General features: G+C 68.6%; 21 protein-coding genes. 6 read left to right on the top strand and 15 right to left on the bottom strand.

The window, feature by feature from the left end:
• Positions 1 to 117 precede the first annotated feature (117 nt).
• The 11 genes from EP7_RS00805 to EP7_RS00755 form a co-directional block, all read right to left on the bottom strand.
• On the bottom strand, positions 118 to 324 hold the full coding sequence (locus EP7_RS00805) for a hypothetical protein (protein ID WP_463525645.1): 207 nt from the start codon (positions 322 to 324) through the stop codon (positions 118 to 120).
• Between the two features lie 93 nt (positions 325 to 417).
• Positions 418 to 2,139 carry an alkaline phosphatase gene (locus EP7_RS00800; RefSeq protein WP_463525644.1) on the bottom strand — a complete coding sequence of 574 codons (1,722 nt, stop codon included), beginning with the start codon at positions 2,137 to 2,139 and terminating at the stop codon, positions 418 to 420.
• A 236-nt stretch (positions 2,140 to 2,375) separates the two neighbouring features.
• Positions 2,376 to 3,524 (bottom strand): hypothetical protein, encoded by a 1,149-nt coding sequence (locus tag EP7_RS00795; protein WP_463525643.1) that lies wholly within the window; start codon positions 3,522 to 3,524, stop codon positions 2,376 to 2,378.
• Positions 3,525 to 4,084: 560 nt separating this feature from the next.
• Positions 4,085 to 5,491 carry a sigma-70 family RNA polymerase sigma factor gene (locus EP7_RS00790; RefSeq protein ID WP_463525642.1) on the bottom strand — a complete coding sequence of 469 codons (1,407 nt, stop codon included), beginning with the start codon at positions 5,489 to 5,491 and terminating at the stop codon, positions 4,085 to 4,087.
• Positions 5,492 to 5,793: 302 nt separating this feature from the next.
• Complete coding sequence (locus tag EP7_RS00785; RefSeq protein WP_463525641.1) at positions 5,794 to 6,000, bottom strand: hypothetical protein; 207 nt, start codon at positions 5,998 to 6,000, stop codon at positions 5,794 to 5,796.
• A 194-nt stretch (positions 6,001 to 6,194) separates the two neighbouring features.
• The gene (locus EP7_RS00780) at positions 6,195 to 6,620 is read right to left on the bottom strand and encodes a PIN domain-containing protein (RefSeq protein ID WP_463525640.1); all 426 of its coding nucleotides are present in this window, start codon (positions 6,618 to 6,620) and stop codon (positions 6,195 to 6,197) included.
• Positions 6,617 to 6,856 carry a type II toxin-antitoxin system prevent-host-death family antitoxin gene (locus EP7_RS00775; RefSeq protein ID WP_463525639.1) on the bottom strand — a complete coding sequence of 80 codons (240 nt, stop codon included), beginning with the start codon at positions 6,854 to 6,856 and terminating at the stop codon, positions 6,617 to 6,619. Before EP7_RS00775 ends, EP7_RS00780 begins: the two co-directional genes overlap by 4 nt.
• Before the next feature lie 123 nt (positions 6,857 to 6,979).
• Positions 6,980 to 8,101, bottom strand: a complete 1,122-nt coding sequence (locus EP7_RS00770) for a glycosyltransferase (protein WP_463525638.1) — start codon at positions 8,099 to 8,101, stop codon at positions 6,980 to 6,982.
• 22 nt (positions 8,102 to 8,123) lie between these two features.
• Positions 8,124 to 9,278: a glycosyltransferase family 4 protein gene (locus tag EP7_RS00765; protein WP_463525637.1), complete on the bottom strand. Its 1,155-nt coding sequence runs from the start codon at positions 9,276 to 9,278 to the stop codon at positions 8,124 to 8,126.
• Entirely contained in the window at positions 9,265 to 9,780 is a 516-nt protein-coding gene (gene hpt / locus EP7_RS00760) for a hypoxanthine phosphoribosyltransferase (RefSeq protein ID WP_463525636.1), read from the bottom strand. The genes EP7_RS00765 and hpt overlap by 14 nt, the downstream gene beginning before the upstream one ends.
• Before the next feature lie 141 nt (positions 9,781 to 9,921).
• On the bottom strand, positions 9,922 to 10,521 hold the full coding sequence (locus EP7_RS00755) for a hypothetical protein (protein ID WP_463525635.1): 600 nt from the start codon (positions 10,519 to 10,521) through the stop codon (positions 9,922 to 9,924).
• 515 nt (positions 10,522 to 11,036) lie between these two features.
• Between EP7_RS00755 and EP7_RS00750 the strand changes: the two genes are divergently transcribed.
• The 3 genes from EP7_RS00750 to EP7_RS00740 are packed head-to-tail and all read left to right on the top strand — an operon-like array spanning position 11,037 to position 12,762.
• Entirely contained in the window at positions 11,037 to 11,615 is a 579-nt protein-coding gene (locus EP7_RS00750) for an RNA polymerase sigma factor (RefSeq protein WP_463525634.1), read from the top strand.
• Positions 11,616 to 11,646: 31 nt separating this feature from the next.
• Positions 11,647 to 12,225 carry a hypothetical protein gene (locus EP7_RS00745; protein ID WP_463525633.1) on the top strand — a complete coding sequence of 193 codons (579 nt, stop codon included), beginning with the start codon at positions 11,647 to 11,649 and terminating at the stop codon, positions 12,223 to 12,225.
• A gap of 36 nt (positions 12,226 to 12,261) precedes the next feature.
• Entirely contained in the window at positions 12,262 to 12,762 is a 501-nt protein-coding gene (locus EP7_RS00740) for a hypothetical protein (RefSeq protein ID WP_463525631.1), read from the top strand.
• A 37-nt stretch (positions 12,763 to 12,799) separates the two neighbouring features.
• Here the strand turns inward: EP7_RS00740 and EP7_RS00735 are convergent, their stop codons facing one another.
• Complete coding sequence (locus tag EP7_RS00735; protein WP_463525630.1) at positions 12,800 to 13,582, bottom strand: glycerophosphodiester phosphodiesterase; 783 nt, start codon at positions 13,580 to 13,582, stop codon at positions 12,800 to 12,802.
• Positions 13,583 to 14,443: 861 nt separating this feature from the next.
• Here EP7_RS00735 and EP7_RS00730 point away from each other — a divergent pair.
• Entirely contained in the window at positions 14,444 to 15,571 is a 1,128-nt protein-coding gene (locus EP7_RS00730; RefSeq protein WP_463525629.1) for a tagatose 1,6-diphosphate aldolase, read from the top strand.
• A gap of 206 nt (positions 15,572 to 15,777) precedes the next feature.
• Here the strand turns inward: EP7_RS00730 and EP7_RS00725 are convergent, their stop codons facing one another.
• The 3 genes from EP7_RS00725 to EP7_RS00715 all read right to left on the bottom strand — a co-directional run bounded on the left by EP7_RS00725 (position 15,778) and on the right by EP7_RS00715 (position 21,392).
• Positions 15,778 to 19,665, bottom strand: a complete 3,888-nt coding sequence (locus EP7_RS00725; protein ID WP_463525628.1) for a hypothetical protein — start codon at positions 19,663 to 19,665, stop codon at positions 15,778 to 15,780.
• A gap of 135 nt (positions 19,666 to 19,800) precedes the next feature.
• Complete coding sequence (locus EP7_RS00720; protein ID WP_463525627.1) at positions 19,801 to 20,364, bottom strand: KdsC family phosphatase; 564 nt, start codon at positions 20,362 to 20,364, stop codon at positions 19,801 to 19,803.
• The gene (locus tag EP7_RS00715; RefSeq protein ID WP_463525626.1) at positions 20,361 to 21,392 is read right to left on the bottom strand and encodes a KpsF/GutQ family sugar-phosphate isomerase; all 1,032 of its coding nucleotides are present in this window, start codon (positions 21,390 to 21,392) and stop codon (positions 20,361 to 20,363) included. Before EP7_RS00715 ends, EP7_RS00720 begins: the two co-directional genes overlap by 4 nt.
• A gap of 348 nt (positions 21,393 to 21,740) precedes the next feature.
• Here EP7_RS00715 and EP7_RS00710 point away from each other — a divergent pair, with 348 nt between their 5' ends.
• Both EP7_RS00710 and EP7_RS00705 read left to right on the top strand, forming a co-directional pair.
• Positions 21,741 to 23,090 carry a lactate racemase domain-containing protein gene (locus EP7_RS00710; RefSeq protein ID WP_463525625.1) on the top strand — a complete coding sequence of 450 codons (1,350 nt, stop codon included), beginning with the start codon at positions 21,741 to 21,743 and terminating at the stop codon, positions 23,088 to 23,090.
• 97 nt (positions 23,091 to 23,187) lie between these two features.
• Positions 23,188 to 24,534: a hypothetical protein gene (locus tag EP7_RS00705; RefSeq protein WP_463525624.1), complete on the top strand. Its 1,347-nt coding sequence runs from the start codon at positions 23,188 to 23,190 to the stop codon at positions 24,532 to 24,534.
• Positions 24,535 to 24,543 lie beyond the last annotated feature (9 nt).

Below are 24,543 nucleotides of genomic sequence, written 5' to 3'. Positions count from 1 at the left end.
TGCTCCTCCGACGCGTCACCAACAAAGCCCTGGAACACCGGGGGACCGGGCGCCGAGGCATCCCGGAAGGTTTCGTGAAGGCCAGACCGGGCGAGCCGGACGGGCGACGGGGGCGGCTCAGGGCTCGTCCGCACCTTCGGGCGCGGCGGGCAACACCTGGAAGCGGCCGACGATGAGCTGGGTGAGGCTCATGGTGATGAGCTGGTCGTAGGGAAGGCCCAGCTCCAGGGCCTGGGCTTCGAGCTCCTTGCGCGACTCCCCCTGGAGGGCGAGCGCCATGAATTCGCCGATCAGGTCGGCCAGCTCGTTCGTCGTCTCGTCCATGTGCGGCCTCCAGTCCAGTCCTTCGGTTGACGTGGTCGACGGGAATTCGCGGCGGAGGCGCCGGGATTGGGGGCCTCCGCCGCGGGGCGTGGGTCAGTCGCCCTTGGCGGTCCCGGCGATGGCTTTCAGGTCGTCGATGACGAGGTAGTGGCCGTGGTCGGAGGAGATGATCATGGCGGAGTCGTCCCAGTTACTGTTCTTCTCGACCCAGTCGATGATCGCGCGGATGGCGTGGTCGCCGCTGATGACGGCGCCGATGGCGGTGTCGAGGTTATTATCGTGCAGGCCCCAGTCGACGTCACCGGCCTCGACGAACAGGGCGAAGGGCTTGCCCGGCTCGGCGGTCAGGGGGACGAGGGCGGCGCGGGTCATGTCGGCGAGGGTCGGGTTCTCGTCCAGGTCGGCGGGGGTGTAAACCTCGGCCTTGCCGCCGACGCCCGGCGAGGGGTCGAAGCCGCCGTCGGCCGTGCGGTAGGGCAGGTGGCCGAATCCCTTGTTGCCGTAAAGGCCGAAGAGACGCTTCTTGTCGGCGGCGGCCTTGGTCGCCGCGTCCATCAGGGCCTTCGCGCCGTTGGCACCCGACTCGGTGGTGGTGACGACGTAGTTGCCGCCGTTCCGGGCATCGATCGCCTTCAGGTCGGCGTCGGCGATGAACAGATTGCCCGGCAGGGTATTCTTGCCCTGGCTGGCGGCGGTCTTCTCGGTGACCGGCTGGTTGAAGCCGGTGCCGATGACCACGTCGAGGCCCGGCAGCAGCGGCTCCTTGCCCGTCTCCTGGGCAATTCCGGGCAGGCCCAGCATGTCGCGGGCCAGGTCCTGGTAGTCGTCGCGGTCGACATTGTGGGCGTACATAGCCGCGGGGCTGGCGTGGGGGAACGGGACGCTGGTGACGGTCCCGACCTTCCAGCCCTTGCTCTGGAGCTTCTGGAAGGCGGTCTCGAGGAAGCGGCCATCTTCGGCCACGTTCACGCCGTTGTTGTAAGACTTGACGCCCGTGGCGAACTCGGCGGCGCTGGTCGAGCTGTCGGTGTAGGCGTGGATCACGCGGCCCACCTTGGCGACGCCGGCCAGGTCTTGGGCCGTGGCGCCCTGTCCCTTCAGGTAGCCGGGGGCGTCGAGCGGCCCGAGGGTCCAGGGGTTGGGGCCGGCGATCATCCAGTCATAGCCGCCGAGCAAGCTCCCCTCGGGGATGGTCAGGGTCTGGGCGTCGACGTCCGTCGCGTTCTTGTCGTGCGTCGGGCTGGTGACGTAATAGCCATACTTGGCCGTCCCCTTGGCGTCGAAATCCTGGAAGACGAGGCCTTTGCCCTTGCCTTCGTGATAGACCTCGCCGCTCTTGGCCACGGCGGCGGCCTGGGTGGCGGGCCAGTCCATGCCGTCGAACCAGACGACGAACAGGTGCTTGACCCCCGCGTCGGCGGCGTCCATCTGCACCTTGTAGAGGTCGGCCTGGTCGGCGTACTCGGCGTCGGGGTTCAGGGTATTGACCGGCAAGAAGCCGTAGAGCTTGCGAAGCCTGGCCTCGTCGCGATAGACGCTGTTCTTGCCGGTGACGGCGGCGAGGTCGACTTTCGAGCCGAACGTGTAGACGGGGATCAGGCGGTTGCTGTGGCTGCCGTGGTTGGAGAAGACGTCGCCGGCCCCTTGCGAGCCGAAGTGATAGGCCCGCTTGGCCTTCTGCGCCTTGTTCTTGGAATAGTCGGCCTGCATCTGCTTGATCGGGTCGTCGGCCAGGGCCGGGCCGCCCAGCATGACGGAGGCCAGCAGCGCGGCCAGGAGGCCGTGGCCGGGGCGTAAGAGTGCGTTCCAGGTCACGAATCGGCTCCCGCGATGGTGCGTCGACGGCGCCCACCATCGGGCGCCCCGGGCCGTTCAAAATAACAAATCAGCGACCCGTTGGGGACCGTCAATGCCCCTCGGAGCGGTTTCCGCTTGTTGGGCGCGGCCGAGGATACGGGGCCGGCTCCGCGGCAAAGCGCAGGGGCCCGTCCCCTTTTCCGGCGTGATACGGTCAACCGAGAACCGCTCGATGAACGGGCGGATCGTCAGAATCAGGCGGCGATGCGGGCGGGGCGGCGTCGCCCGGGGAGTTCGCGGAGGAGGCGGGCGTTGTGTCTGGCGGCCTGGCGGGCCTCGATACGGGGGCGAGACGAGGTCGCGGGCGGCGGGCTGGCAAGCTTCGCGTTGGGTTCGTTCCGTAGCAAGTTGACCAGTCGCGGTTGCACGGGGATCAGCCTCGCGTCGGTCGATGCGTGGGCGGGCAGGCTGCGCTCGGCATCGAACTTCTCCTTGGCGAGCCGGTTCCGCTCGACCTCCTCGCCGGTCGTGTACGGGCTCCGCGAGGCGGGGGCGTCATCGTCCCACTTGGGGTCGGGGACCGGGTTGTTGGGCCGGGATCGACCCTTGTGCATCAGGTCGAGGGCCCACTTCATGCGGCGGAAGCTGGCGGTCTCGTAGCGACGCAGCAGGACCAGGACGCGGTCGTCGCCCGTCGAGAATCCCAGGATCGCGGCCTCGCGCTCGTCCTCCTCGATGTCGTCGAGGCCTGAATCCTTGCGCCCGAGCAACGTCTCGAGCTGGTCGTCGATCAGCTCCTGGCGATGGTCGAGCGTGCTGGAACCATCGGCGGGATCGAGCGGCGTGTGCAGTTCGCGCAGTGTGCTATCAATGCCGAGCAGGTCCAGGGCGAGCGTCACTTGCTCATCAGTCCACGTCCCATTTTTGTCCAGCGCCACGCCCAGCGCACGCCAGCGATCGATCATCCAGTCGCATCCAGGAGCATTGATGCTGAGCCTGGCCGCAACTTCCGCGGGCCTGTTCGCCAGACCGCGGGCGATCCGTGCCGTCTCGGCCTTCCGCTCGTCGCCCCAGCAACTGACGGCGCGACGGCCTCGGTTGTCGCGGGCGAGCCGCTCCTCAACCCGGCAACGCTCGATGCGAAGGCTCTCCACGGCGATCGTCTCGACCAGGCTCATCTCGAACGCATTGATCGGCCGCAGCGACGAATTCCACTGCTCGGCCCGCTCCCGCGCCGCCTGCTCTTGATCCTGCGGCAACACGACACCCGCGCCCGACAACCCATGAACCAGGCGATTCCGCCGCGATTTCTCTTTCCCCTCGACGGTCCGAGGCCCGGTGCTGCGCATCGCATTGCGTCGGTTGGCGTCAATCCGCTTCTGGCTCGTCGTGGGAGTATCCATGGTGCGTCGTCGCGCCTTTCAAAGTCGGTCGGTTCAAGATGTCGCCGGCGTGGCGTTGGCCCCCGTGCGCGACGTCGCGCAATCGAGGCCCCTATCAAGAACAATCTGAAAAAACGGCCGTTCCCTCCCTACTTTCTTGGGAATTTTCCAAACTTTCTTCGGTCGGGCCCGATGACTGCACGACTCTGTCGGCGAATTCCCAACGAAACGTATCGACCTGAGTCTTGGAAAGAGGGGACCTTGAAAGCCCGCGATCACTGACGAACCGGCCAAATTCGCCAACAGAATCCGGTCGGTTTCGGGATGTTCCCACATGACCGGGCAACATGGACAGAAACGTCCTGAATGCCTTCTCCCGATCGGATTCCGAAAGCAGAGTGTCAAGACCCGCCATCCGAGATGAGTTTTGGCGATCTGGAAAGGCAACGAGCCCATAATGCCCTTTACGTTCCGTTCCATTATTTGGGCATAAATTGTCGACGACGAAGCCCCCGAGCCGTCGGTGACGGCCTAGGGGCCTGCTAACCAACGTGGTCTAAGCCCCCGCATCACTTTGCGGGTTACTTGCCCGACCGGACGGAAGTCTCGCTAGAGCCTTGCGGACCGAGAGGACTTGTCTCGCCACCCTCGCCACGCTTAAAGGTTTCGATGTAGCGTTTCTCGTCGGAGTCGAATGACTGAGGTCGGTCCCCGCTGCCGCTGGGGGGGCCGCAAAGCTTGAGCATGCCGTCCCCCATCCTGTAGAGGGCGAGCACGACGCCAGCCCGCTTGCCGTCCGGGGGGACCATTGTGACCGCCTTGAGGCCGTCGAATTCATCCACAATGAAACGGCCCGTCTCGGTATGGACCTCCCGATTTCCTGGGGTCACCTTCTGTTCTCGCACCTCGTAATGGTCCCCCCTGAACGTCAACGTCATGGACATGGGACCGCCCTGTTCAAACCCCTCCGTTTTGCCTTCCCTCTCGATGGACACGAGGACCCACGTCCCTTCCAACTCGGTTACGGGCGACTTCGCCGCTTCGACGGCTCGATTAGGACCTACATCTGTAGGCGTATCCGGCCTAGTGGGGGCCGGGGAAGGTCCCGCCCCGGCTGCTCTGGAGCCGTTCCAGATAAGGCCGGTGCCGGTGAGGACCAGGAACAGCAGCGTGGCGACCTTCAGCTTAGACAGGAGCATCATCTTCAACACCTCCCTCGTCAGGGCAGCGACCCCGGCAGAGACCATCCCCGCCGGCTCCGCTCCCGCTGCGAACAGGCTTGCGGCCCGAGCCGTGGAACCGAACAATCGGGTCGGCATGCCGATGCCGGCCGATGCCGAACCCTGCAACAATGCCATCGCCAACGAGCCACCAGCGAGCGTGAACCCACGCCGAGTCAACCGCTCGCCCAGCATCGTCCTGCCCCTTGACAGTCGCCCAGAGACCGTCCCGATGGGCCAGCCGAGCTGCTCGGCCGCCTGCTTGTGGGTCTTGCCCTCCAGGTCGCAGAGCACGATGGGCAGGCGGTATTTCTTGGGCAGGCGGCTCAACTCCTGGTCCAGTAGCGGGAGCAAGTCGTCCCGGCGGCCCTCTCGGTCCGCTACGGGCTCCGGCATGTCCGGCACCTGCTTCTCCATAGCCTTGCGATTTGACGTCGTCGCTCTCGCCTTCCTGGCTGTCTGGTATGCCACGCCGTAGAGCCAGTTGCCGAGCTTCTCCCGAGGTGTGATGGAAGCTGCCTTGCGGGCCAGGACGAGGAACGTGGCCTGGAATGCGTCCTCGGCGTCGTGATGGTCCCGGAGGACTCTGCGACAGACGCCCCAGACCATCGGCCCGTGGCGGCGGATTATCGCCTCGAAGACGACCTCGTCAGGCTTTGATACGAAGATTCCCAGCAGCTCTGCGTCCGAGCGGCTGCCCATCGCTCCATGGGCGAAGAGAGATTGCAACTCCTTGACTGGTAGAGCCTTCAGGAACCTCGCCTCCATGCGACAGCCTCTTCACGGCGGGTGGCGAATCTTGGCCCACAAGTCTTATTACCGGATGTGGGTCAGCTTCATACACTTTTTTTTCCCCCCGGGGCCAAACCACCGAGGCGGCTGAAGAGGTTGGCCGGTTCCAGCTCTCGCCGATAAGTCGCCGTGTCCGAGGTACACGGCTCGATTGTCCGCGAGTCGCCGGAGTTTGTGCAGGATAACGCCGTATATCTGTCGCGAGGCCCGAGGACGCGACCCGTTGAGGGCTTTTGGCCAAGGGGACAATGTCCCCTTGGCCGCTGGGCGTCTGGTTGTCAGAGGCCCATCTTCTCAAGAGCCTCTGAGCCTTTGTCGCTACGGAGGCGGCTCATCGCCGCTGCTTGGGCCATAAAGGACTCGTTGGTCAGAGCCAGTTCAAAGATTGCATGAGCGAGACCTTCCTTGGTCCGCAGACCCAGATTGGCCGTCTGGGTGTCTAAAAGTTTGTTCACCTTGTCCGTCACGGCGACCTGCTTAGCCATTGCTCAGCCCTCGAATTGCCGGTCATGGGGTCGTATCGGAACCCCCAACTTCGAGCCGCCCGGCATGCGGCATGGACCGCCCCCAAAGAGAGTCGGCCAGAGTTATACTTGTTTCAGGTCGAGTTATACAGATATTCAACAAATCGCCTGGCTCGCCGCCCGGCTTTGCCGGAGATAATTCCCTTGATCCGGGGCTAATCCTGATCCTGCCAAGGGTCGATGATGAGGGCTCCGCTCGCCTCGAAGTGCTTGGTGTTGCGGGTCATGAGGTGAAGGCCGTGCCGAAGGGCCGTCGCGGCGAGCAGGCCATCGGCGGGCGGGATGATGACGCCCTTCTTCTGAGCCCGAGCCGTCAGCTCGCCCCAGATTCGTGCGGTTTCGACGTCGATGGGGAGGACCCGTTCTCCGTAGTCGCTCTCAATCCCGGCGAGCCATTTCGCGAGGTGTTTCTTCTTCGGACCTGGGGGCAGGAGGGCGATGCCCTTCACAATCTCACCCACCGTGAGCACGCTCAGGAACACGCTCGCCGTGGGAATCTCGGCCAGAGCGGCATGCACCGCCTCGCTGCCATTCGGCTTCACCAGCTCGGCGAGGATGTTGGTATCGAGCAGGGCCTTCACAGCTCGACGTCTCGCATTGGGCTCTGGTCCCTCGTCAAATCGAGCTCATCGAGGCCGACCCCTTGGAGCAAGTATTCCTTGAAGTCGAGCTTCTTGCCGGTCAGCTCCGCGTACTTGTCGGCCGAGATGACGACGACGGTGTCGTTGCGACGGGTGATGGTCTGCGGCCCCTCGGAGAGGGCGAGGTTCACGACCTCGCTCAATCGGTTCTTCGCTTCGGCGAGATTCCAGGTCATTGGGCACCTCCTTGATGGCTAGCCAGTCTAGCCATCTTGCCACGTCTGGGGGATTTCGGCAAGCGCGGCCAGGAGGGCGATGCTTTTGGCGATCTCGCCCACGGAGAGCACGCGGGGACCGCTCTAGGATCGGACGGGCAGCCCTTTGCGGGCGGCGATCGACTCGTAGAGCGCGGCGAAGCGGTCGATCATCGTCTGGGCCCGGAACTCGGCCTCGACGCGGGCCCGGCCGGCCTGGCCCAGGCGACTTGCCAGGGCGGGGTCGTCGATGACCGAGCGGATGGCGCGGGCCAGCTCGCGGGGGTTGCGCATCGGCACGAGCAGGCCGGTTAGGCCGTCGGCGACGACCTCGGTGGTGCCTGGCGCGGCGGTGGCCACCACGGGCTTGCTGTAGCGCATCGCCTCCAGCACCACGTTGGGCAGGCCTTCGTAAAGGCTGGGTAAGACGAGCAGGTCGGCCGCCGCGAGCAGCCGGGGGACGTCGTCGCGATGGCCCAGGAACCGCACCGCGTCGGTCAGACAGTAGGCGGAGGCGCGGCCCATGAGGTCGTCGCGCAGGGGGCCGTCGCCGACGATCAAGGTGCGCAGGCCGGGGCGGATGTGCTGGAGCACGTCGAGCGCTTCCAGCAGGTCGGAGACCGCTTTCTGGGGCGCCAGCCGGCCGACGAACAGGGCCAGGGGGCAGCCCGGGGGAAGACCCAGCTCGGCACGGATCGCCTCGGGGTCGACGGCCGGCGGCTCCTCGTCGCCGATGCCTGACGGGATCATCACCAGCCGGTCCTCGGGCACGCCCGCCTTGCGGTAGAAGTCGACCACGGCGTCCGAGTTGCCCACCAGGGCGTCGGTCCAGTTGGCCAGCTTGCGGTCGATCCAGAGGTGCCCGCGACCCTTCCAGAGGTCGACGGCCATCTCGGCGGTGACCACCACAGGAACACCCGCGCGGTGCGCGGCGACCCGGCCATAGGTGCTGGCGGCGAAGATCCAGGTCTGCACCACGTCGAACTTGCGCACGCGGATGAACCGGGTCAGGCGCCCCAGCGCGAACGGATCGACCTTCAGGTGCTTGCCGATCAACGTGACGGGCACGCCCGCGGCCTCCAGGTCGGCCTCCAGCGGCCCGAGTCGGGTGAGCGCGGCGGCCTCGACGCGGAAGCGGTCGCGCGGCAGGCCGGCCGAGAGCATCACCATCTGCTTCTCGGCGCCCGAGCGGTCGAGGGTCGGGATCAGTTGCAGCACATTCAGCACGTCGAAGGCCCCCGGCCCGGATTCATAGGGAGGTCCGGTCGCGGGCGGCGACCAGGCGGCGGAACAGCGAAAGGTGCAGCCGCGCCGAAGCGGAGACGGAGAACTCGGCGATCACCCGCTCTCGGGCCTTCCGCCCCATCCGGACGGCGCGATCGAAGCCCAGCCACTGGTCGAGGATCGCGGCGGCCAGGGCGGGCGGGTCGTCGGGGGAGGCCAGCCGGCCGGTCTCGAAGTCGTCGATGAGTCGTCGATTCCCGGGGATGTCCGAAGCGACCGCGGGCAGGCCCAGGGCCAACGCCTCCAGCAGCGCGATGCTCATCCCCTCCTCGCGCGACGGCAGCACGAACAGGTCGGCCGAGCGCAGGGCAGGGCGGGGGTCGAGACAGATCCCGGGCAGCTCGATCGCGCCGGTCAGCCCGAGGCCGGCGATCCTCGATTCCAGGGCGAGCCGCTCGGGCCCCTCGCCGATCAGGATCAGACGGGCCGCCGGGTGGGAGCGCCGGACGATCGGCCAGGCGTCGACGAGCGCCCCGAGCTCTTTCTCGGGGGCCAGGCGGCCGACGAAGACGGCCGTTGGCGCCCGGGACCAGTCGGGTCGGGGCGACCAGGCGAGATCGGGCACGGGCACGCCGTTGGGCAGGTCGACGACGCGGGCGGGTTCGTAGCCCGCGGCGAGGAGTTCGGCGCGAACCGCGGGAGAGATCGCCACGACCGCGTCGGCCCGCTTGCATCGCCGGGCGATGATCCGGCCCCCGCGCCCCCAGCCCTGCCAGGCGATGTCGCCCGTGGCCCCGGCCCCTTCAGGACGCAGGACGACCGGGAACCCCCGGGCACGGCCCGCCCCCAGCGCGGCGAAGGCATCATGCTTGAGCATCGACACATAGGCCAGATCGACGGGATTCTTCCGGAGCCAGCCGTTCAGCGCCGTCATATAGCGCACGGTGCCCCAGCCCCGGACGGGCGACGACGGCAGGCGGACGACCCTCGGCCCTTCGTCCGCGTGCGACGGGGGATCGACGTCGAAGGCCTGGCAGCAGAGGACGGTGACCTCGGCCCCCTCGGCGGCGAGGGCCACGGCCAGGTAGCTCATGACTTTCTCGCCCCCGCCGATCTGAGGCGGATAACGTCGAGAGATCAGGGCCAGGCGCAACGGCCCGTTCGGGTCAGGCGGGGGCATCCAGCACCGCGATATCGGGCAGGTGGCGGTAGTCGTCGTTGTAGTCCAGGCCGTAGCCGACGACGAACTCGTCGGGGATGGTGAAGCCGCAGTAGTCGGGCTCGATCTCGATGACCTGCCTGCCCACCTTGCGCAGGAGCACGGCGGTGCGCACCCGCAGGGGCCCTCGATCGGCCAGGCGACTCACCAGGGCGGAGAGGGTCTGGCCGGTATCCAGGATGTCGTCCAGCAGGAGGACGTCGCGGCCCCGGATGTCGGGCTCGAAGGCGTCGCTGATCGTCAGCTCTCCCGGGGTGGTGGAGGCCCCCCGATAGCTGCCCGCCTGGAGCACGGCCACGCGCAGGGGGATCTGAATCGCGCGGATCAGGTCGGCCAGCAGCACAAGGCTGCCGGTGAGCACGGCGACGATGGTCAGGGGCTGTCCCTGATAGTCGGCCTCGATCTGCCGTCCGAGCGCCTCGACGCGTTCGCGGATCCGGTCCCTGTCGATCAAGACTCGCACTGAGACGCCCCCAAACGGGCCGAGTTCGGCGGAAAGGCCCGAGGTCGGCCGGGCGTCATTATCATGGTCGCCCGGCGCCCCGATGCCAAGGGCAAGGGGGGCCGGGCGAGCGTGCGGATCGGGACTGGGCGTGCGGCCAAATCAGGCCAGGGCCAGCCGACGACGGCGGTAGGTGCTGGCACGCAGCCAGCCCAGGCCGGCCAGGGTCGCCCAGAGCAGCCAGGCGGCGGGCTCGGGCACCTGCGTCGTCGGCGGGGTTCCGGTCCCCGTGCCCGGGGTGGTGACGGGGTCGGTGAAGCTCATCGGCACGATCGACAGGCCGGTCGTGGTCGTGGGGAGCACCAGCTGCGGGACCCCCTGGAACGCCTTGTCCAGGCTGAGGTTGAAGTCGAGCTGGCCGCCCGCTCCCAGGCCCGCGGCGCCAAAGTCGAGCGCCAGGCCTTGCAGCGTCTCCCCGTCGGGGCTCTTGCCGGTGCCCAGCGCGACCTGGAGCGCACCCTGGTCGAACCCCTTCGAGCTGGGCAGGATCGTCAGCGGGCTGATGGCCTCGGAGACGGGGACCACCGAGCCCGGCGGCAGGACGTTGAAGATGACCTGGGACACGCTCGTCGTCGAGGTGTTGGTCAGGCGGTAGGACGCCGAGGCGCCGGCGGGCAGCGACGAGCCCTGGGCCCGGTCGGCGGCCACGAACCCGGAGACGGCAAACAACGCGGCGGTCAGCAAGGCGAGACGACTCATCACGGCGGTGTTCCTCCTTGAACGCGAGACGTACGCAAAAGCCGACTCTTTTGACTCCCGAACCCACCATCGCCGACGGCCCGGCATGTCCGTGCCCGGCCGAAGGTTCCGGCCGCATCGGACGTCCGAGCCCGAGGCGTGCCTGTCCCGCATCCCGGGCCCTCGGCCAGTCCGTCCAGGCGGCGCGGCATGGCGACGCAGGACGGGGCGGGGGCCCGACCTCCGGGGGTTTCCGAGGTGTGACTCTAGGCGTGAGAGCAGATCAAGGTGTGTCTTCAAGGCTGACCAAACATCCGCTCAAGTCGCGGCGGGGATTTAACGACAAGCTCCGACGACGGTCAAGGTCAAGTTCGACCCGCGCCGCAGCCGAGAACCCAGCCCGTCGGGCGGCCCGCATTGAAACCCGGGCGCGGGCCAACAAGAATCAAATGAGAGGGAAGGGGCCGGCCCGACCGGGTCGGTCGAATAATCCGGCCAGGCCCGGCGTCGACCTATGAGACGATGGGACGGGGGCGCCGATGACCGAGATGATCGCCGGCGCCATCGCGCCCGATGAGCACCTGGTGGCCCTGGCACGCGGAGGCGACGCTCCGGCACGCGAGGAACTCTTCCGCAGGCATCGGGCCATCGCCTATCGGGTGGCACACCGCTGCCTGGGCAACGACGAAGACGCCCTGGATGCCGTGCAGGACGCCTTCATCAAGGCTCTCGGCCATCTGGACGACTTCGACGGCCGTAGCGGGTTCCGGACCTGGCTCCTGAAGATCGTGACCAATACCTCACTCGACGCCGGCCGCCGGCGGAAACGCAGGGCGACCACCCCCCTGGCCCAGGCCGAGCGGGACGGGAACGAGCCGGGCATCGAGGTCGACCCGACCGTCGGCCTCCGCCGCCGTGACCTCCGCGACGCGATCGACGCGGGACTGAACCGACTGGGAGCCGACACCCGAGCCACCTTCGTCCTGTTCGCCGAGGCGGGCCTGAGCTACAAAGAGATCGCCGAGGCGCAGGACGTGGCGATCGGCACCGTGATGAGCCGGATCCATTACGCGAGAAAGAAGTTGCAGTCATTCTTGGCGGGCGTGGACGGCCTCTGAGCCGGAGACGACGCCCGAGGAGAAGGCAGAGATGGCCGGGATTTGCCGCGAGATCGAGCGAGAGCTGGCCACGCCCGCCGGCCGGGTTTCCCCCGCCGCGCTGGCAGGGCACCTGGACGACTGCCCCGCGTGCGCCCGAATCGCCGCGCGCGCCCGGGCCGTCGACGACGCATGGTCGGCCACCACCCCCGACGAGCCGACCGAGCCCGCCTGGGACTCCGCCTGGGCCCGCGTCGCCCTCGCCCTGGACACCCCCGAGCCCGCCGTCCTGCCGATGGTCGCCCGCCGCGGCGCAGCCCGCCTCGCCTGGATCGGCCTGGCCATGGCCGCCGTGGCCGTGGTGGCGCTGACCCTGACCCTGTCGTCAGGCCCCGCGACCCGGACCTCGGTGGATCAGGTGGCCCAGGTCGATCTGCCCGCCGGTGAGATCAGCTTCCTCAGGCTCGACGCACGCGGCGGCGTGACGGTCCAGTCCGTCCGCGAACGCGAGGTCGGGCTCGGAAACGACATCTTCAACGCCATGGAGAGCGAGGCCGTCCCGAGCCTCGCGGTCCGCGAGGTCGGGCCCGCCGACAACCTCTTCAGCGCCCCGAGAACCCTGGCCGACTGAGCCCCGCCCCAGCAACCCGAGCGAGCCCCGCGGACCATGCCGACGACCGCCCCGCCAGTCTCCCCGAGCCGAGCAGGCCGCCGCGGCGTCCGCGTCCCGGGCGTCTGCCTGGCGGCGCTCATGCTGGCCCTGACATTCGGCGCGGGCGAGGCCAGCGCCCAGGAAGAGTCCAAGCAGGTGACCCTCTTCGGCATCCGGGCCACCCCGGGGTCCAAGTACGTCGACCCGAGACTCTCCACCATCGCGCCTCAGCTCAGGCAGATCCTCCCGGGGCATGGCTTCAAGCTGATCGACGCCCGGACCAGGCGGCTGGGCGTGGATGAGGCGATGAAATGCAAGATGGGCAGCGAGATCGAGGCCAGCGCCGAGCTGCTGGACCCGCTCGACGCCAACGGCAAGGTGCAGCTCCGCTTCGGCCTGACGGTGGACGGACAGGAGCACGTCACGATCGTCACCACGCCGGCCAACCAGCTCTTCTTCGCCGACCGTCCGCTGGCCGACGGCTCGCGCCTGCTGCTGGGCATGGGCGCGCGCTGAACGTCGGCCAGCCGTCGATCGTCTCGAAGGTCGAAGTTCAGAACTGATCTCTGAGCCAGGACGGCTTGTTCGACGTGATGCCGTCGACCCCGGCGTCAATCAACCTGCGTGCCTCGTCCGGGCTGTCGACGGTCCAGACGTAGAGCCCCAGGCCAGCCCCCTTGATCTGCTTGACCCATTCGGCGTCAACTGCCGCGGCGCCAAGGTCGAGGCCGTCGGCGCCCAGTTCCCTGGCCTTGGCGATCAGGGAAGCCACGCCCGGCGTCCACTCGCCGGCGTCGTTTCGCTTGGGGCTGGCCAGGAAATAAGCCTTCAGCTCGGGCAGCTTGCGCTTGGCCTCGGCGACCGTCTCGGGGTTGAACGCGATGATCACGAGCTGCTCGGGCTTCTTGCCCGAGGCCCGGACCGCGTCGACCAGCGCGGGGATCGCCTCGGGGCCGACCTTCACCTCGATAAAGCAGCGGCTCCCATCGGGGATGGTGGTCAGGGCCTCGCCAAGCAGCGGCAGACGCTCGGCGGAAAAACGGGGGGCCTTCCAGGTGCCGGCGTCGAGCGAGGTCAGCTCGTCGCGCGTGCTCTCCTTGATCAAGCGGGAAACCCCGGTCGTCCGCTTGGCGTCGGCGTCGTGGATGACGACGAGGCTACCGTCGCGGGCCAGGTGGACGTCCAGCTCGATGGCCGGTACCTTGCGCTCCCAGGCGAGCTGGAACGCCGCCATCGTATTCTCGGGCGCATCGGCCGACTCGCCCCGATGGGCCACCCACTCGACCGACTTCGGGGCCCCGAAGCCCAACACCGCCGCGGCCAGGATCCAGGTCATCGTCGCTCTCCAGGAAGGGCATGATGCCGCCCGCGCCAGACGCGAAGGCCCGGGCGTCAAGGCGACACGTTGCCGCACCTTCCGTGAAGATTCCAGGCATGCCCGGGAATTCCGGCCAACCTGGCCGGGCGTTCGAAAAGAGTACGGCCGCCGCCCCTGGATGATGGGCCTCGCCGAACGAGGACCGGCAACGGGGCGGCGGCCGACCGCGACGTCCGGAGGTGACGGGAGCGGCCGAAGACCGGACCCGGGGCGTTTGAAGGCCCCCGGCCGACGTCGACGACTCCCCACGCGGGACGTCGCTTTGATCTCACGATTGGGCCGAATCCATGGCCCGTGCGGCCCGCTGGGCGACGATCCGTCCCTGGACGCGACCGTTGACGCGGTGCCACCAAACGCCTTCCCTGACGCGTCCGGAATCCCTGCCGGACAACCTCTTTATCGGCCCGGGCGTGGCCCGCTCCTCAACGATTTCGCGCGGAATGCGCCCGCAGAGGCGGCCGGGCGGCCTCGCACCGGGCTCCCGCGGAGGATTGCGGTCCGGAATCTAGGTCGTTACAATCGAATCCGGCCGAGGTCGGACCCCCTCTCAATCGGGTCCATTCGGGCCTTCGGGCCCGGCTGATCGCCCGCGACCAGTCCCGATCATCGGCCTGCGCAGGCCGTCCTCAGACGTCGCAAATCACCCTCACGCGGCCCCCCTCGCCGCGCGAAGTCGGCGGACGGCCGCGGCCGATCCACCGCCCTGTCCGGGTTTCTCGCCCGAGCTGGAATTCTCCTCCTCGGTTGGCCGGCCGACCCGAGTCGGCCCCCCGGGCGCGTCCTTTCTTTCCCCTTTTTGATCTGGGAGTCTTGCTAGCGATGGCTGTCGCCGCCACCACCCCGCGCCTCCTGGGCGCGACCGCACTGCTCGGCAAGGGACTGACCCCCGGCAAGCTCCGCGGCCTGCAACGGATCAGCAACCCCAACGGCACGCTGACCATGCTGGCCCTCGACCAGAACAGCTCGATGATCGAGATGGCCGCCAAGGCCCTCAAGGGCAAGGGCCAGGATCGCGAGCCGACCTACGAAGAGGTCGTCGACGCCAAGCTCGACATGATGCGGCACATGGCCCCGGCCGCCTCGGGCATCCTCATCGACAGCTACTACGGCGCCTGGCCGGCCATCGCCACCGGCGCCGCGCCGGCCGACAAGGGCCTGCTCGTCCGCGTCGAGAAGTCCGGCAGCCCCAAGAACAAGCTCGGCGGCCCGATGGGCGAGATCGAGGCCGGCTGGTCGGTCGAGAAGATCAAGCTGATGGGCGCCGACGCCGTCAAGCTGCTCGCCCCGTTCGAGCCCGGCGAGCTGATCTCCGCCGAGCACCAGTTCGCCTTCATCCAGCACGTCTACGAAGAGTGCAAGAAGTACGACATCCTCTTCCTGCTCGAGCCGGTCTCCTTCAACTACGGCACCGAGAAGAAGACCGACAAGACCTACTTCGACCGCAAGGCCGAGACCACCATCGAGGCGGCCCGCCAGCTCAGCCGCTTCTGCGACGTCTACAAGGCCGAGTTCCCCGGCACCCTGGGGCACGAGTCCGACGACCAGCTCGCCGACAACCTTCACGCCCTGAGCGAAGCTAGCGAGCGCCCCTGGGTGCTCCTCTCCGCCGGCGTCGACTATGACCAGTACCTCAAGCAGGTGCACATGGCCATGGAAAGCGGCTGCTCCGGCGTGCTCGGCGGCCGTGCCTTCTGGAAGGAATACTTCCTCCAGGACGGCGCCGAAGGCCGAAGCAAGTTCGCCGCCGAGACCGGCTTCAACCGCGTCTCCGAGGTCGCCAAGGTCGTCATCGAGCACGGCTCCCCCTGGTGGGCCAAGTACGGCCTGGCCAAGGACGACTTCCTCGGCATCCGCGCCGCCGAAGGCTGGCACGCCCGCTACGCCCCCTGGGCCTCCGCCGCCGGCGGCACCGGTGGCCACGTCGTCCGCGCCGGCGAGGTCTACTGACCCGACTCGGCCGCACAAGAACGAATCCAGGACGGCCACGATCGCACCCCCGCGATCGTGGCCGTCTCGCGTTACGGCCAAGCCGGGGCGAGCAGGCCGACCAACGCAACACGTTGCGGAATCGACAGGCCAAGACGAGACCGATCCCGACTCGCCAGCTGGGGCGAGTCGGGATCGGTGACGATGTCGGTGAGGTCAGCCCGTGGTCAGAACCGGCCGCCGGAGAACCCTCGGCGTTCCTTGTTGTTCTGCTGCGGCGGGGCGAAGCCCTTGCGTCTGTCCTTGGGGGCGGGCTTGTCGGAGGGGGGCGGCAGCGGAGTCGGGCGGGCCCCTTGCTTCTGGTTCAGGAGCTGCACCGTCTGCGGCTCGATCAGCTCTCGCTCGCCCGTCAGGCGGTTGAAGATGATGCCACGGCCCACGGCCTGCGTCGGCGGCTGACCGACGATCGTCTGCTGCGACATCACCACGTCTCGGCCGCTGAACGCGTAGGCGTTGAACAGCTCGGTGGCCGAGTCATACCGGATCCGGTCGGCCTGGATCGTCGAGTTCTCGGTCCGTGCGTAGGCTTCATCCCAGGCGTCGAGCAGGTTCCTGGCCCGGCCGCCTGGCTTGCGGGAGGGCTCGCTGATGACCCTGAGCGACTGCGACGTGAGGGTGACGAACTTGCGCGGGGGGCGGTCGGGGTTGAGGATGACGTCAACGCTGGGGACCTCGGCGTGCATCACGTCAACATCCTTGAAGAACTCGGCCTGACGGGGCCCGCCGCGGGGGTCGGAGGCCGGCCCGGAACCGAACTTGCCGTACATCCCATTCTGGAAGGAAATCTGCGTCAAGTTGAGCGGCCTCTTCGCCCCGGCCGCGGCAACTCCCTTGGTCGATGCGCCCGCGTTTGAATTCGAAGCGTTGGTGATGCTAGGCTTGGTCCGAGAGGCCATGCCGCCCACATCCGACATTCCGCCAAGGCCGGTCGAGTCCTGGGCATCACTGCGGCTGTAGAGGAACACGGTGCCGGGGCCGGGTGCGTTGAAGTAGCCGCTCAGACGGTCGTAGATCACTTCCTCGCTCAGGATGCGCTGCTTCTCGTCGACCTCGCCGGTGACCGGGTTCCGTTCCGAGTTGACGACCAGAGCCTTGCCCCGGAGGTGCACCCGCGAGATCTGGGGCTTGGGCGCGCCCGGAGTGGCGGTCCCGGAGGCGGCACGGTTGAAGGCGATCGGCCCGTCGAGGGTGGCGTCCAGGGTGTCGCTGTTGATCAGGCCCTCGTCCGAGGCGGCACGCACCCCGCCGACGAAGTTGATCTTGCCCGGGCCGGGCCGGCCGTCGGCGCCCGCGGGCTGGCCGTAGAAGTCCATCCGGTCGACCCAGGTGATCGTCATCGGCACCCGGTCGGCGGCCTCGGGGTCGGCCGTGGGGCGGCGATTGAGCAGGGGAAGATCCAGCTCGTTGACCGTCGAGGGCCTGACCGATGCGGTCGCCTTCGCCGAGCCGTCCTTGTCCTTGTTCTTGGACCCGCCGCCCAGGCCGGTGTCCGATCCGGCGGCCGCGCGGTCGGCCATCATGGTCAGGAGACCCGGCCCGCGCACCCAGGAGTGGTCGGCCGCCTGGTCGAGGCCGATGACGGGCCCTTCGACCTGCATCTCGGGCATGACGACGCGGGCCATGCGTTCGGGCGCCTTGACGGCGGCCCCGGTCGCAGGAGCCAGTGGTCGGCCCGCCGCCTTGGGGGCCGCGCCGGACGGGTCGCGATGGAAGACGACCAGCTTGGCCAGGCCCGCCACGTCGCGGTTCAGGTCGAGCGCCTCGCCGGTCACGTCGGTGCCGCGTTCCTTGGTCGGAGCCGCGTCCTGGTGATAGGCCACCGAGCCCCTGAGCCTGACCTCGCGGACATCGCCGCCCTCATTGCCCTTTCCAGCCGCCTGGATGATCTTCGCCCAGACTCGGTTGGCCGAGACGTGCACCGGCGGCGTGACCTCGGGCCCTGCGTTCATCGGCGGCGGCAATTCAGCCAGGGCCGCGGGCTCGGCAGGGGCTGCGACGACGGGGGCCGGAGCCTTCGCCGGGGCGGGCTTCTCCAGGACAGTGCCCTGCTCGAACTCGACGTCGAGCTGGTCGCGGGCCCGCATCGTCTTACCGGGCGCCTGGAGATGCACGTTCTCCAGCGCCAGCAGCTTGTCCACCTTCATCGAGTCGGTCCCCGTGGCCGGTGCGGTCACCCTGACGGTTCCGGACTCGACCGACTCGGCGACGGGGGCAGGGCCCGCGGCGGTGCGGACCAAGGCCGCGTCCCGGGGGGCAGCGGCGACCGTGCCCGGGGCGGCCGCGGGGGCCTTGGGACTCAGATAGGCGACGATCATCTTGTCCGCGTCGAGGATCGTCGGTCCCTCGGACGACACCGGCGACGCGATCGAGCCTACGATGCCCTGGGCCGCCGCGACGGCCGGTTTGGCACCCGGCTTGGGAGACATCGACAGCCTGGGGTGGTCGGTCAGCGTGATCTTGCGTCGCTGCGCGAGCCCGACGCCGGTTGTCTCCATGATGAGCTGATCGCGCCAGGCCGCCGATCGCTCGACCGGCAGGGTGGCCGCGGGGCGACTCTCCAGGGTTCCCGGGCCGCGGGCGATGACCACCGAGCCCCCCTGAGGCCCGGGGCCCGCGTCGTAGTTCGTCGCGTCGACCGCCCGGATCTTGGTCACCGACTTCACCGCCCTGGGCGTGCCGGCGGGCGCCTTGGGGTCGACGTCCGCCAGGTCGACCTTGTCAATCTCCATGCCTCGGCCGGCGTCGCCGCGGAAGTAGGTCTCGTTCGGGCGCTCGGGAGAGAGATTCTTGTAGATCAGCTGGTTGCCGCGACCGGTGACCCCCTGCGAGGGGGACCGCAGCCAGACCGCGTGCCCGGTGGCCATCGCCTCCTTCAGGCCGAGCTCGGTCATCGGCCCGCTCGCTTCAGCTTCGACGCCCTCGGCCGAGCCTTCGCCGGGCGAAGCGCCGTCGGCCTTCGCCACGAACACAACCGGCACGGGGGCCGGTGCCGAAGACTTCGGGCCCGCTGCGGCCAGGGTCTCCGCCTGCTTGGCCTTCCGCTCGGCGGCCGCCTTTTCCTTGTCGATCGGAAGCAAGATCAGGCGCAGGAAGTCGCTATTGAGCTGGTCGGGGTTGGTCGCCCCGCGCAGGACGCGGACATTGGTGGCGAACTCGGCGATGGTGGGCCGGGGGGCCTCGGGGGGCCCGATGATCACCTTGGCCGCCGGCCTGGGGAACAGGATGACCATCGAGCCGTCGTTGGTCAGGTCCAGGGGAGTCCGGCCGGTGGCCTCGGCCGTCGCCTTGCCCGGAAGCACGCCCGATCGGCCCACGTCCTTGATGATGATGTGGACGTCATGCTTGAACGTGGCGGTGCGCACCCCCTGAAAGCCGGACGCGCCGCCAGGCTTGGGGAAGAGCTGCATCCGCAGGCCGGTGCCGGTCATCCAGAAGTCGCGGTCCTGCACGACGACTTCCGAGTCGGTCCTGATCTCCATCGCCCCTTCATCGTACTCGACCGAGTTCATGGCGATCTTCAGGTCGTCGTTCGGGGTGGTCGTCCCCTTGTCGTCGCGGATCTGCACGTCATGGTTGATCCGGACGTTGACGATCCGGCTCTCGGCCCCGCCCGGCCCCTTGCCCAGCCCGATCGGCTGGTCCATCTGGATGATCGCTTCCTTGCTGGAGATCGTCTTGACAGCCCTGCCGTCCTTCTTGCCGTCCTTCTCCGGCTCTCGCCAGATGGAAACGAACGGATTCAGCGTCAGGGTCTTGCCGTCAACCGACCGTACCAGATTCTCCGCGTAGAACCAGTAGCCCTTATCGTGGTGATAGAACCGGTACTGGAGGTCCGGCCTGGCACTCCAGTGGTCGGCCCCGAAATGCTTGCCGGCGAGCTGCGTGGCCTCGCGCAGGCTGGCATTCTCGACCTTTGGGGGCCGTTTCGCCTGCGTGTCGTGCGTCAGCTTGGCCTGGCTTCGCGCCACCAGGACGGCGAACACCTCGGCATAGCCGAGGTACCCACCGCAGAGCAGGGCGAAGGAGACGGCGACCTGGAACGCTTTCTTGAACACGGCGGCTCCCCGCGTCGGAGGGCTTCAGGGGCCAGGATCGGCGTCGGGCCGGGCGTAAAAGACGGCAACAACGGCGACAGCAACTGCGGCGAACCTCGGGCCTGACTTGCACAGACCCCACGCACGAGAGAGAACCTAGCCGCTGGCGATGGCCGGGGCCCGGCAGCGGTCGACCAGCTCGTGCCACGATCCTTGATGGGTCAGGATCAGCTCGACCAGTTCCCGGACGGCCCCGCGGCCGCCGCCGGCACGGGTGACGACGTGGGCGAACTCCGCCACTTCGGGCGCCGCGTCCGAGGGGCAGGCCGCCAGGCCAACCGACCGCAGGAGCGGAAGGTCGGGGAGGTCGTCCCCCATGTAAGCGACCTGGTCGGGCCTCAATTCAAGCTCGGCAAGCAAGGCCAGGAAGGGCCCACGCTTCTCCGCGGCCCCCTGGATCACCGGGCTGATCCCCAGCTCGGCCGCGCGGACGTCGACCGCGGCCGACCTCCGGCCCGAGAGGATCGCCGCGCGATGACCAAGCTCGCGCCAGCGGGCGATCGCCCAGCCGTCGCGGACATGAAAATGCTTGGTCTCGACCCCTCGGTCGTCCACCGCGATGACGCCGTCGGTCAAGACGCCGTCAACATCCAGGAGCAGCAGCTCGATGCCGCCGCACCTCCGCATCAGCTCGTCGGAGTCCGGGGGAAACTCGGTCATACGTCGGCCCCCCCGGCGCCCGCGGGCACCAGGCCGATCAGGTCGGTCAGGTCGAGCAGACCCACGGGCCGCCCGCCCCGGTCGACCACCGGCAGCTCGCTGATCTTGCGTGCCTTGAGTGCCTCGACCGCCTCGGCGACCGACGCGCCCACCTGCACCCGCACCGGGTCGCGCGTCATCACCTCGGACATCGGCCGGTCGAGCAGGGCCTCGCGCCGACGCTCGAACAGCCGGGCCAGGTCCGAGTCGGTGAAGATCCCCGACAGCCGCTCGGTCTCGTCGACCACCAGCACGGCCCCGGTCCTGCGCCTCGGGCCGGCGAGCCTGACGAAAACCTCGCGTACCGTCTCGTCGCCGCTGGCCAACCGGACGTGGGGCCCGGTCCTCATCAGGTCCTCGACCCGACCCAGACGCCTCCCCAGGCTCCCGCCGGGGTGGTAGACGGCGAAGTCCTCGGCCCTGAAGTCGCGGCGACGACTGACCAGCAGGGCCAGGGCATCGCCGACCGCCATCATCGCCGTGGTGCTCGCCGTGGGGGCCAGGCCCAGCGGGCAAGCCTCCTCGATCGGCCCCATCGCGATGCAGAAATCGGCCGCGCGGCCCAGGCTGCTGGTCGCCGTCTGAGTGATCGCCACCAGGGTCGCCCCGATCCGCCTGAGCGAGGGGACGAGTCGCAGGATCTCCTCGGTCTCGCCGCTCGACGACAGCGCGATGACCGCGTCGCCCTCGCGAACCCGGCCCAGGTCGCCGTGAACCGCCTCGGCCGGATGCAGCGGGTAGGCCCGCGTGCCGGTCGACGCCAGCGTCGCGGCGAGCTTCTGGCCGACCTGGCCCGCCTTGCCCATGCCCATCACGGCCACCGCGCCCCGGCAGCGGAACAGCAGCTCGGCGGCCCGCACGATCGAGGTACCGAGCCGCAGGCGGACCTGGCCGAGTGCTTCAGCCTCGATACGCAGGACATCCCGGGCGAAGGCCAGGCCCTCGGCCTCGGTCTCGAAATCCAGCGACGCGTCGGTGATCATCGCCATCGAGGAGCCTCCTTGCGCCACGACGAGCTTCGGGGCCGACCCAGCGACCCGGGGCGGAACCATAGCCCATCCTCGCCCGGTCGTCAACGCGGCCCGAATCCCGTCGATCGCGCCCCTCCGCCAACCTTACCCTTCCCGTATCATCGGCCTCCCCGGTCGGCAAACTTGCGGTCGACCTCGACGATTCGCGCGGATCTGCCCCCTCGACTCTTGGCCGCCGGAGAAGGCCGGGTCCAGTCAGCTTTACCGACGTGGCGGCCGGGGCCGAGTTCCGTTAGCGTGGCGTCTTGCGGCCGACCCGCCCGACCGGGATCGCCAGAATGCGGTCAGACAAAGGACTTGCGCCGGATGATCGACCCCACCGACGGCCGGTATGCCTCGAGGATCGAGATCCCCTGGGGAGACTCGGGCCGGCTCAACCTCCATCCCCCGGGAACCTGGCCGGAGCCCGAGACCTTCTCGCCCGACCTCGATGGCGGACTGCCCGACTACGCGGCCGCCCTGAATGCCGCCCTCGACACCCCCGAGTCGGGCGCGGCCCCGTTCGAGAGGTCGCTCGGCCCCGGCTCGAAGGTCGCCATCGTCGTCGACGACCCCTCGCGATGGACTCCCGTGCGGCAGGCCCTCCCCGTCCTCCTCGACCGTATCCACGCAGCCGGAGTACGCACCGACGACGTCTCGATCAGCGTCGGAGTCGGCCGCCATCACGCCGTGGACGCAGACTCCATGCGTAAACGAGTCGGAGACGCAATCTTCGAGGCGTACTCCTGCCAAAGCCCCCCCGTGGACGACCTCTCGGCGTACGATGACCTCGGGACGACCCCCGAAGGCATCCCCGTCCGCGTCTTCCGGACTGTGGCCCGGGCCGACTTGCGCGTCCTCGTCGGCTCGGTGCTCCCGCACCTGCAGGCGGGTTTCGGTGGCGGCTACAAGCTCGTCTTCCCCGGCACCAGCCACCGCTCCACCCTGATCGCCCTGCATCGAGGTGGCCTGGATGGCGACACCCGGCGGTTGCTGGGCGGAACTGCGGCCGACAACCCGATGCGCCACTCGATTCGCGCGGCCGCGCGACTGCTCGGCCCGTGCGCCTCGGTCAGCCACCTGCTCGGCCCCCCCGGCACGGTCCTGCGCGTGGCCTCCGGCCCGGTCGACGCGGTCCAGGACACCCTCGCCGCCGAGGCCACCCGCCGCCTCCGTGCCCCCGACCGCCCCGAGGCCGACCTCGTCATCGCCGGCAACAACCCCTGGCCGGGCGACCCCTTGATGAGCTTCAAGGTCCTGCTCCAGCACCGGGCCGCCTGCCGCCCCGGCGGGGTCCTCCTCGGCGCCTTCTGGACCGACCCCGACGAGCTCGACCGCTCGATGCCCCTCTCCGCGCTCCGCGCCATCGCCGCGACGGGCGCCCCCGGCGGCTGGTTCATCCGCCGTGGCCTGAAGGCCGCCTGCCTCGCGACCTCGATCATGAAGCACCCGGCCGAATTCATGATCCGCTGGGCCGCCGAGCTCGTCGTCGACCGCCACGTCCTCGTCTACGCCCCGCCCCTCCACGCCCGAATCGGCCCCCGCCTCGGCCCCGTCCGCCTCTTCGACGACCAGTCGAAGCTCTGGAACGCCGCAGAAAAGGCCCTGAACGGCCCTCCCCGAACCATCCGCGTCTTTCCCCGAGGCGGCCTGACGTATTGCCCGTCCCCGGGCTGAACGACGAAACGCTTGAAATTGGACGTCCATGTCCTGATAATCAAGCCGAGTGAGCCAGTCCGCGTTCATCCGGGGAATCTCGGGGAAAGGTGGTCGGATGACGGGCCGTGACGCATCGGGCAAGCGAGTTGCGTGGGTATCCTTCCTCCTGATGGCGACCATCGTCGCCTGGCCTGGCATGTCGGCCGGCGCCGACCAGCCCTATGAGATGCCCCCCATCGACTACGCCACCTCGCAGCCCGACGACCCCATCGCCAGGCTCCAGAAGCGGCTGGACTCGGGCGAGGCGAAGCTTGTCCATGACATCAGGCACGGCTACCTTCCATCGTTGCTTGAACACTTGAAGATCCCGAAATCGTCTCAGGCCCTGGTCTTCAGCAAGACGAGCTTCCAGCACACCAAGATCTCGCGCACGCGGCCGCGGGCCCTCTATTTCGGCGATGATGCGTATGTCGGCTGGGTGCGTGGGGGCGACGTGCTGGAAGTCTCGTCGGTGGACCCCAAGCTCGGGGCCGTCTTCTACCTGCTCGACCAGGCCGAGGACGAGCGGCCGAAGTTCGTGCGGCAGACGCACGAATGCCTGCAATGTCACGTCTCGCCCAAGACGATGGGCGTCCCCGGCCACTTCGTCCGGTCGGTGGTGCCCGACCGCACCGGCTCCCCCATCTTCAGCGCCGGGACGCACGTGACGACCCACGCCAGCCCGCTCGACCGGCGCTGGGGCGGCTGGTACGTCACCGGCACCCACGGCACGCAAACTCATATGGGCAACGTCGCATCGGCGGAGACCTCACAAGGCCGGGACGCCGATGCGACGCTCGACACCGCGGCGGGCGCGAACCGGACCGACCTCGAATCTCTGGTCAACACGGACCCCTATCTCACGCCCCACAGCGATATCGTGGCCCTGATGGTCCTGGAACATCAGACGCAGACCCACAACGCGATCACCCTGGCCGGCTACGAGTCGCGCATCGCCCTGTTCCAGCAAGACGGCATGAACAAGGCGTTCAACGACCCGCCCGGCACCATGTCGGACGGCACCCGCCGCCGCATCGAGGGCGCCGCCGAGAAGCTCGTCCGCCAGCTCCTCTTCGTCGAAGAGGCGAAGCTCACCGACCCTATCGTCGGCACCACGTCCTTCGCCCACGACTACGCCGGCCACGCGGCCCGCGACACCAAGGGCCGCTCACTCCGCGACTTCGACCTGACCCGTCGAATGTTCAAATATCCATGCAGCGACCTGATCGGCTCCGAAGCCTTCGAAGCCCTGCCGCCCCCCGCCAGGTCCCGCGTTTACCTGCGCCTCTCCGAGATCCTCACCGGCAAGGACCAGTCCCCCACCTTCGCCCACCTCTCCGCCGAAGACCGCCGCGCAATCCTGGAGATCCTCCGCGAGACCCGGAAGAACCTCCCCGAAGCCTTCGGCGTGCCGGCCGACTGAAGCGGGGGT

This window comes from Isosphaeraceae bacterium EP7, from assembly GCA_038400315.1.
Lineage (GTDB): Bacteria > Planctomycetota > Planctomycetia > Isosphaerales > Isosphaeraceae > EP7.
The sequence above is the reverse complement of the archived record's forward strand: the minus strand, read 5'-3'. Positions and strand labels throughout refer to the sequence as shown.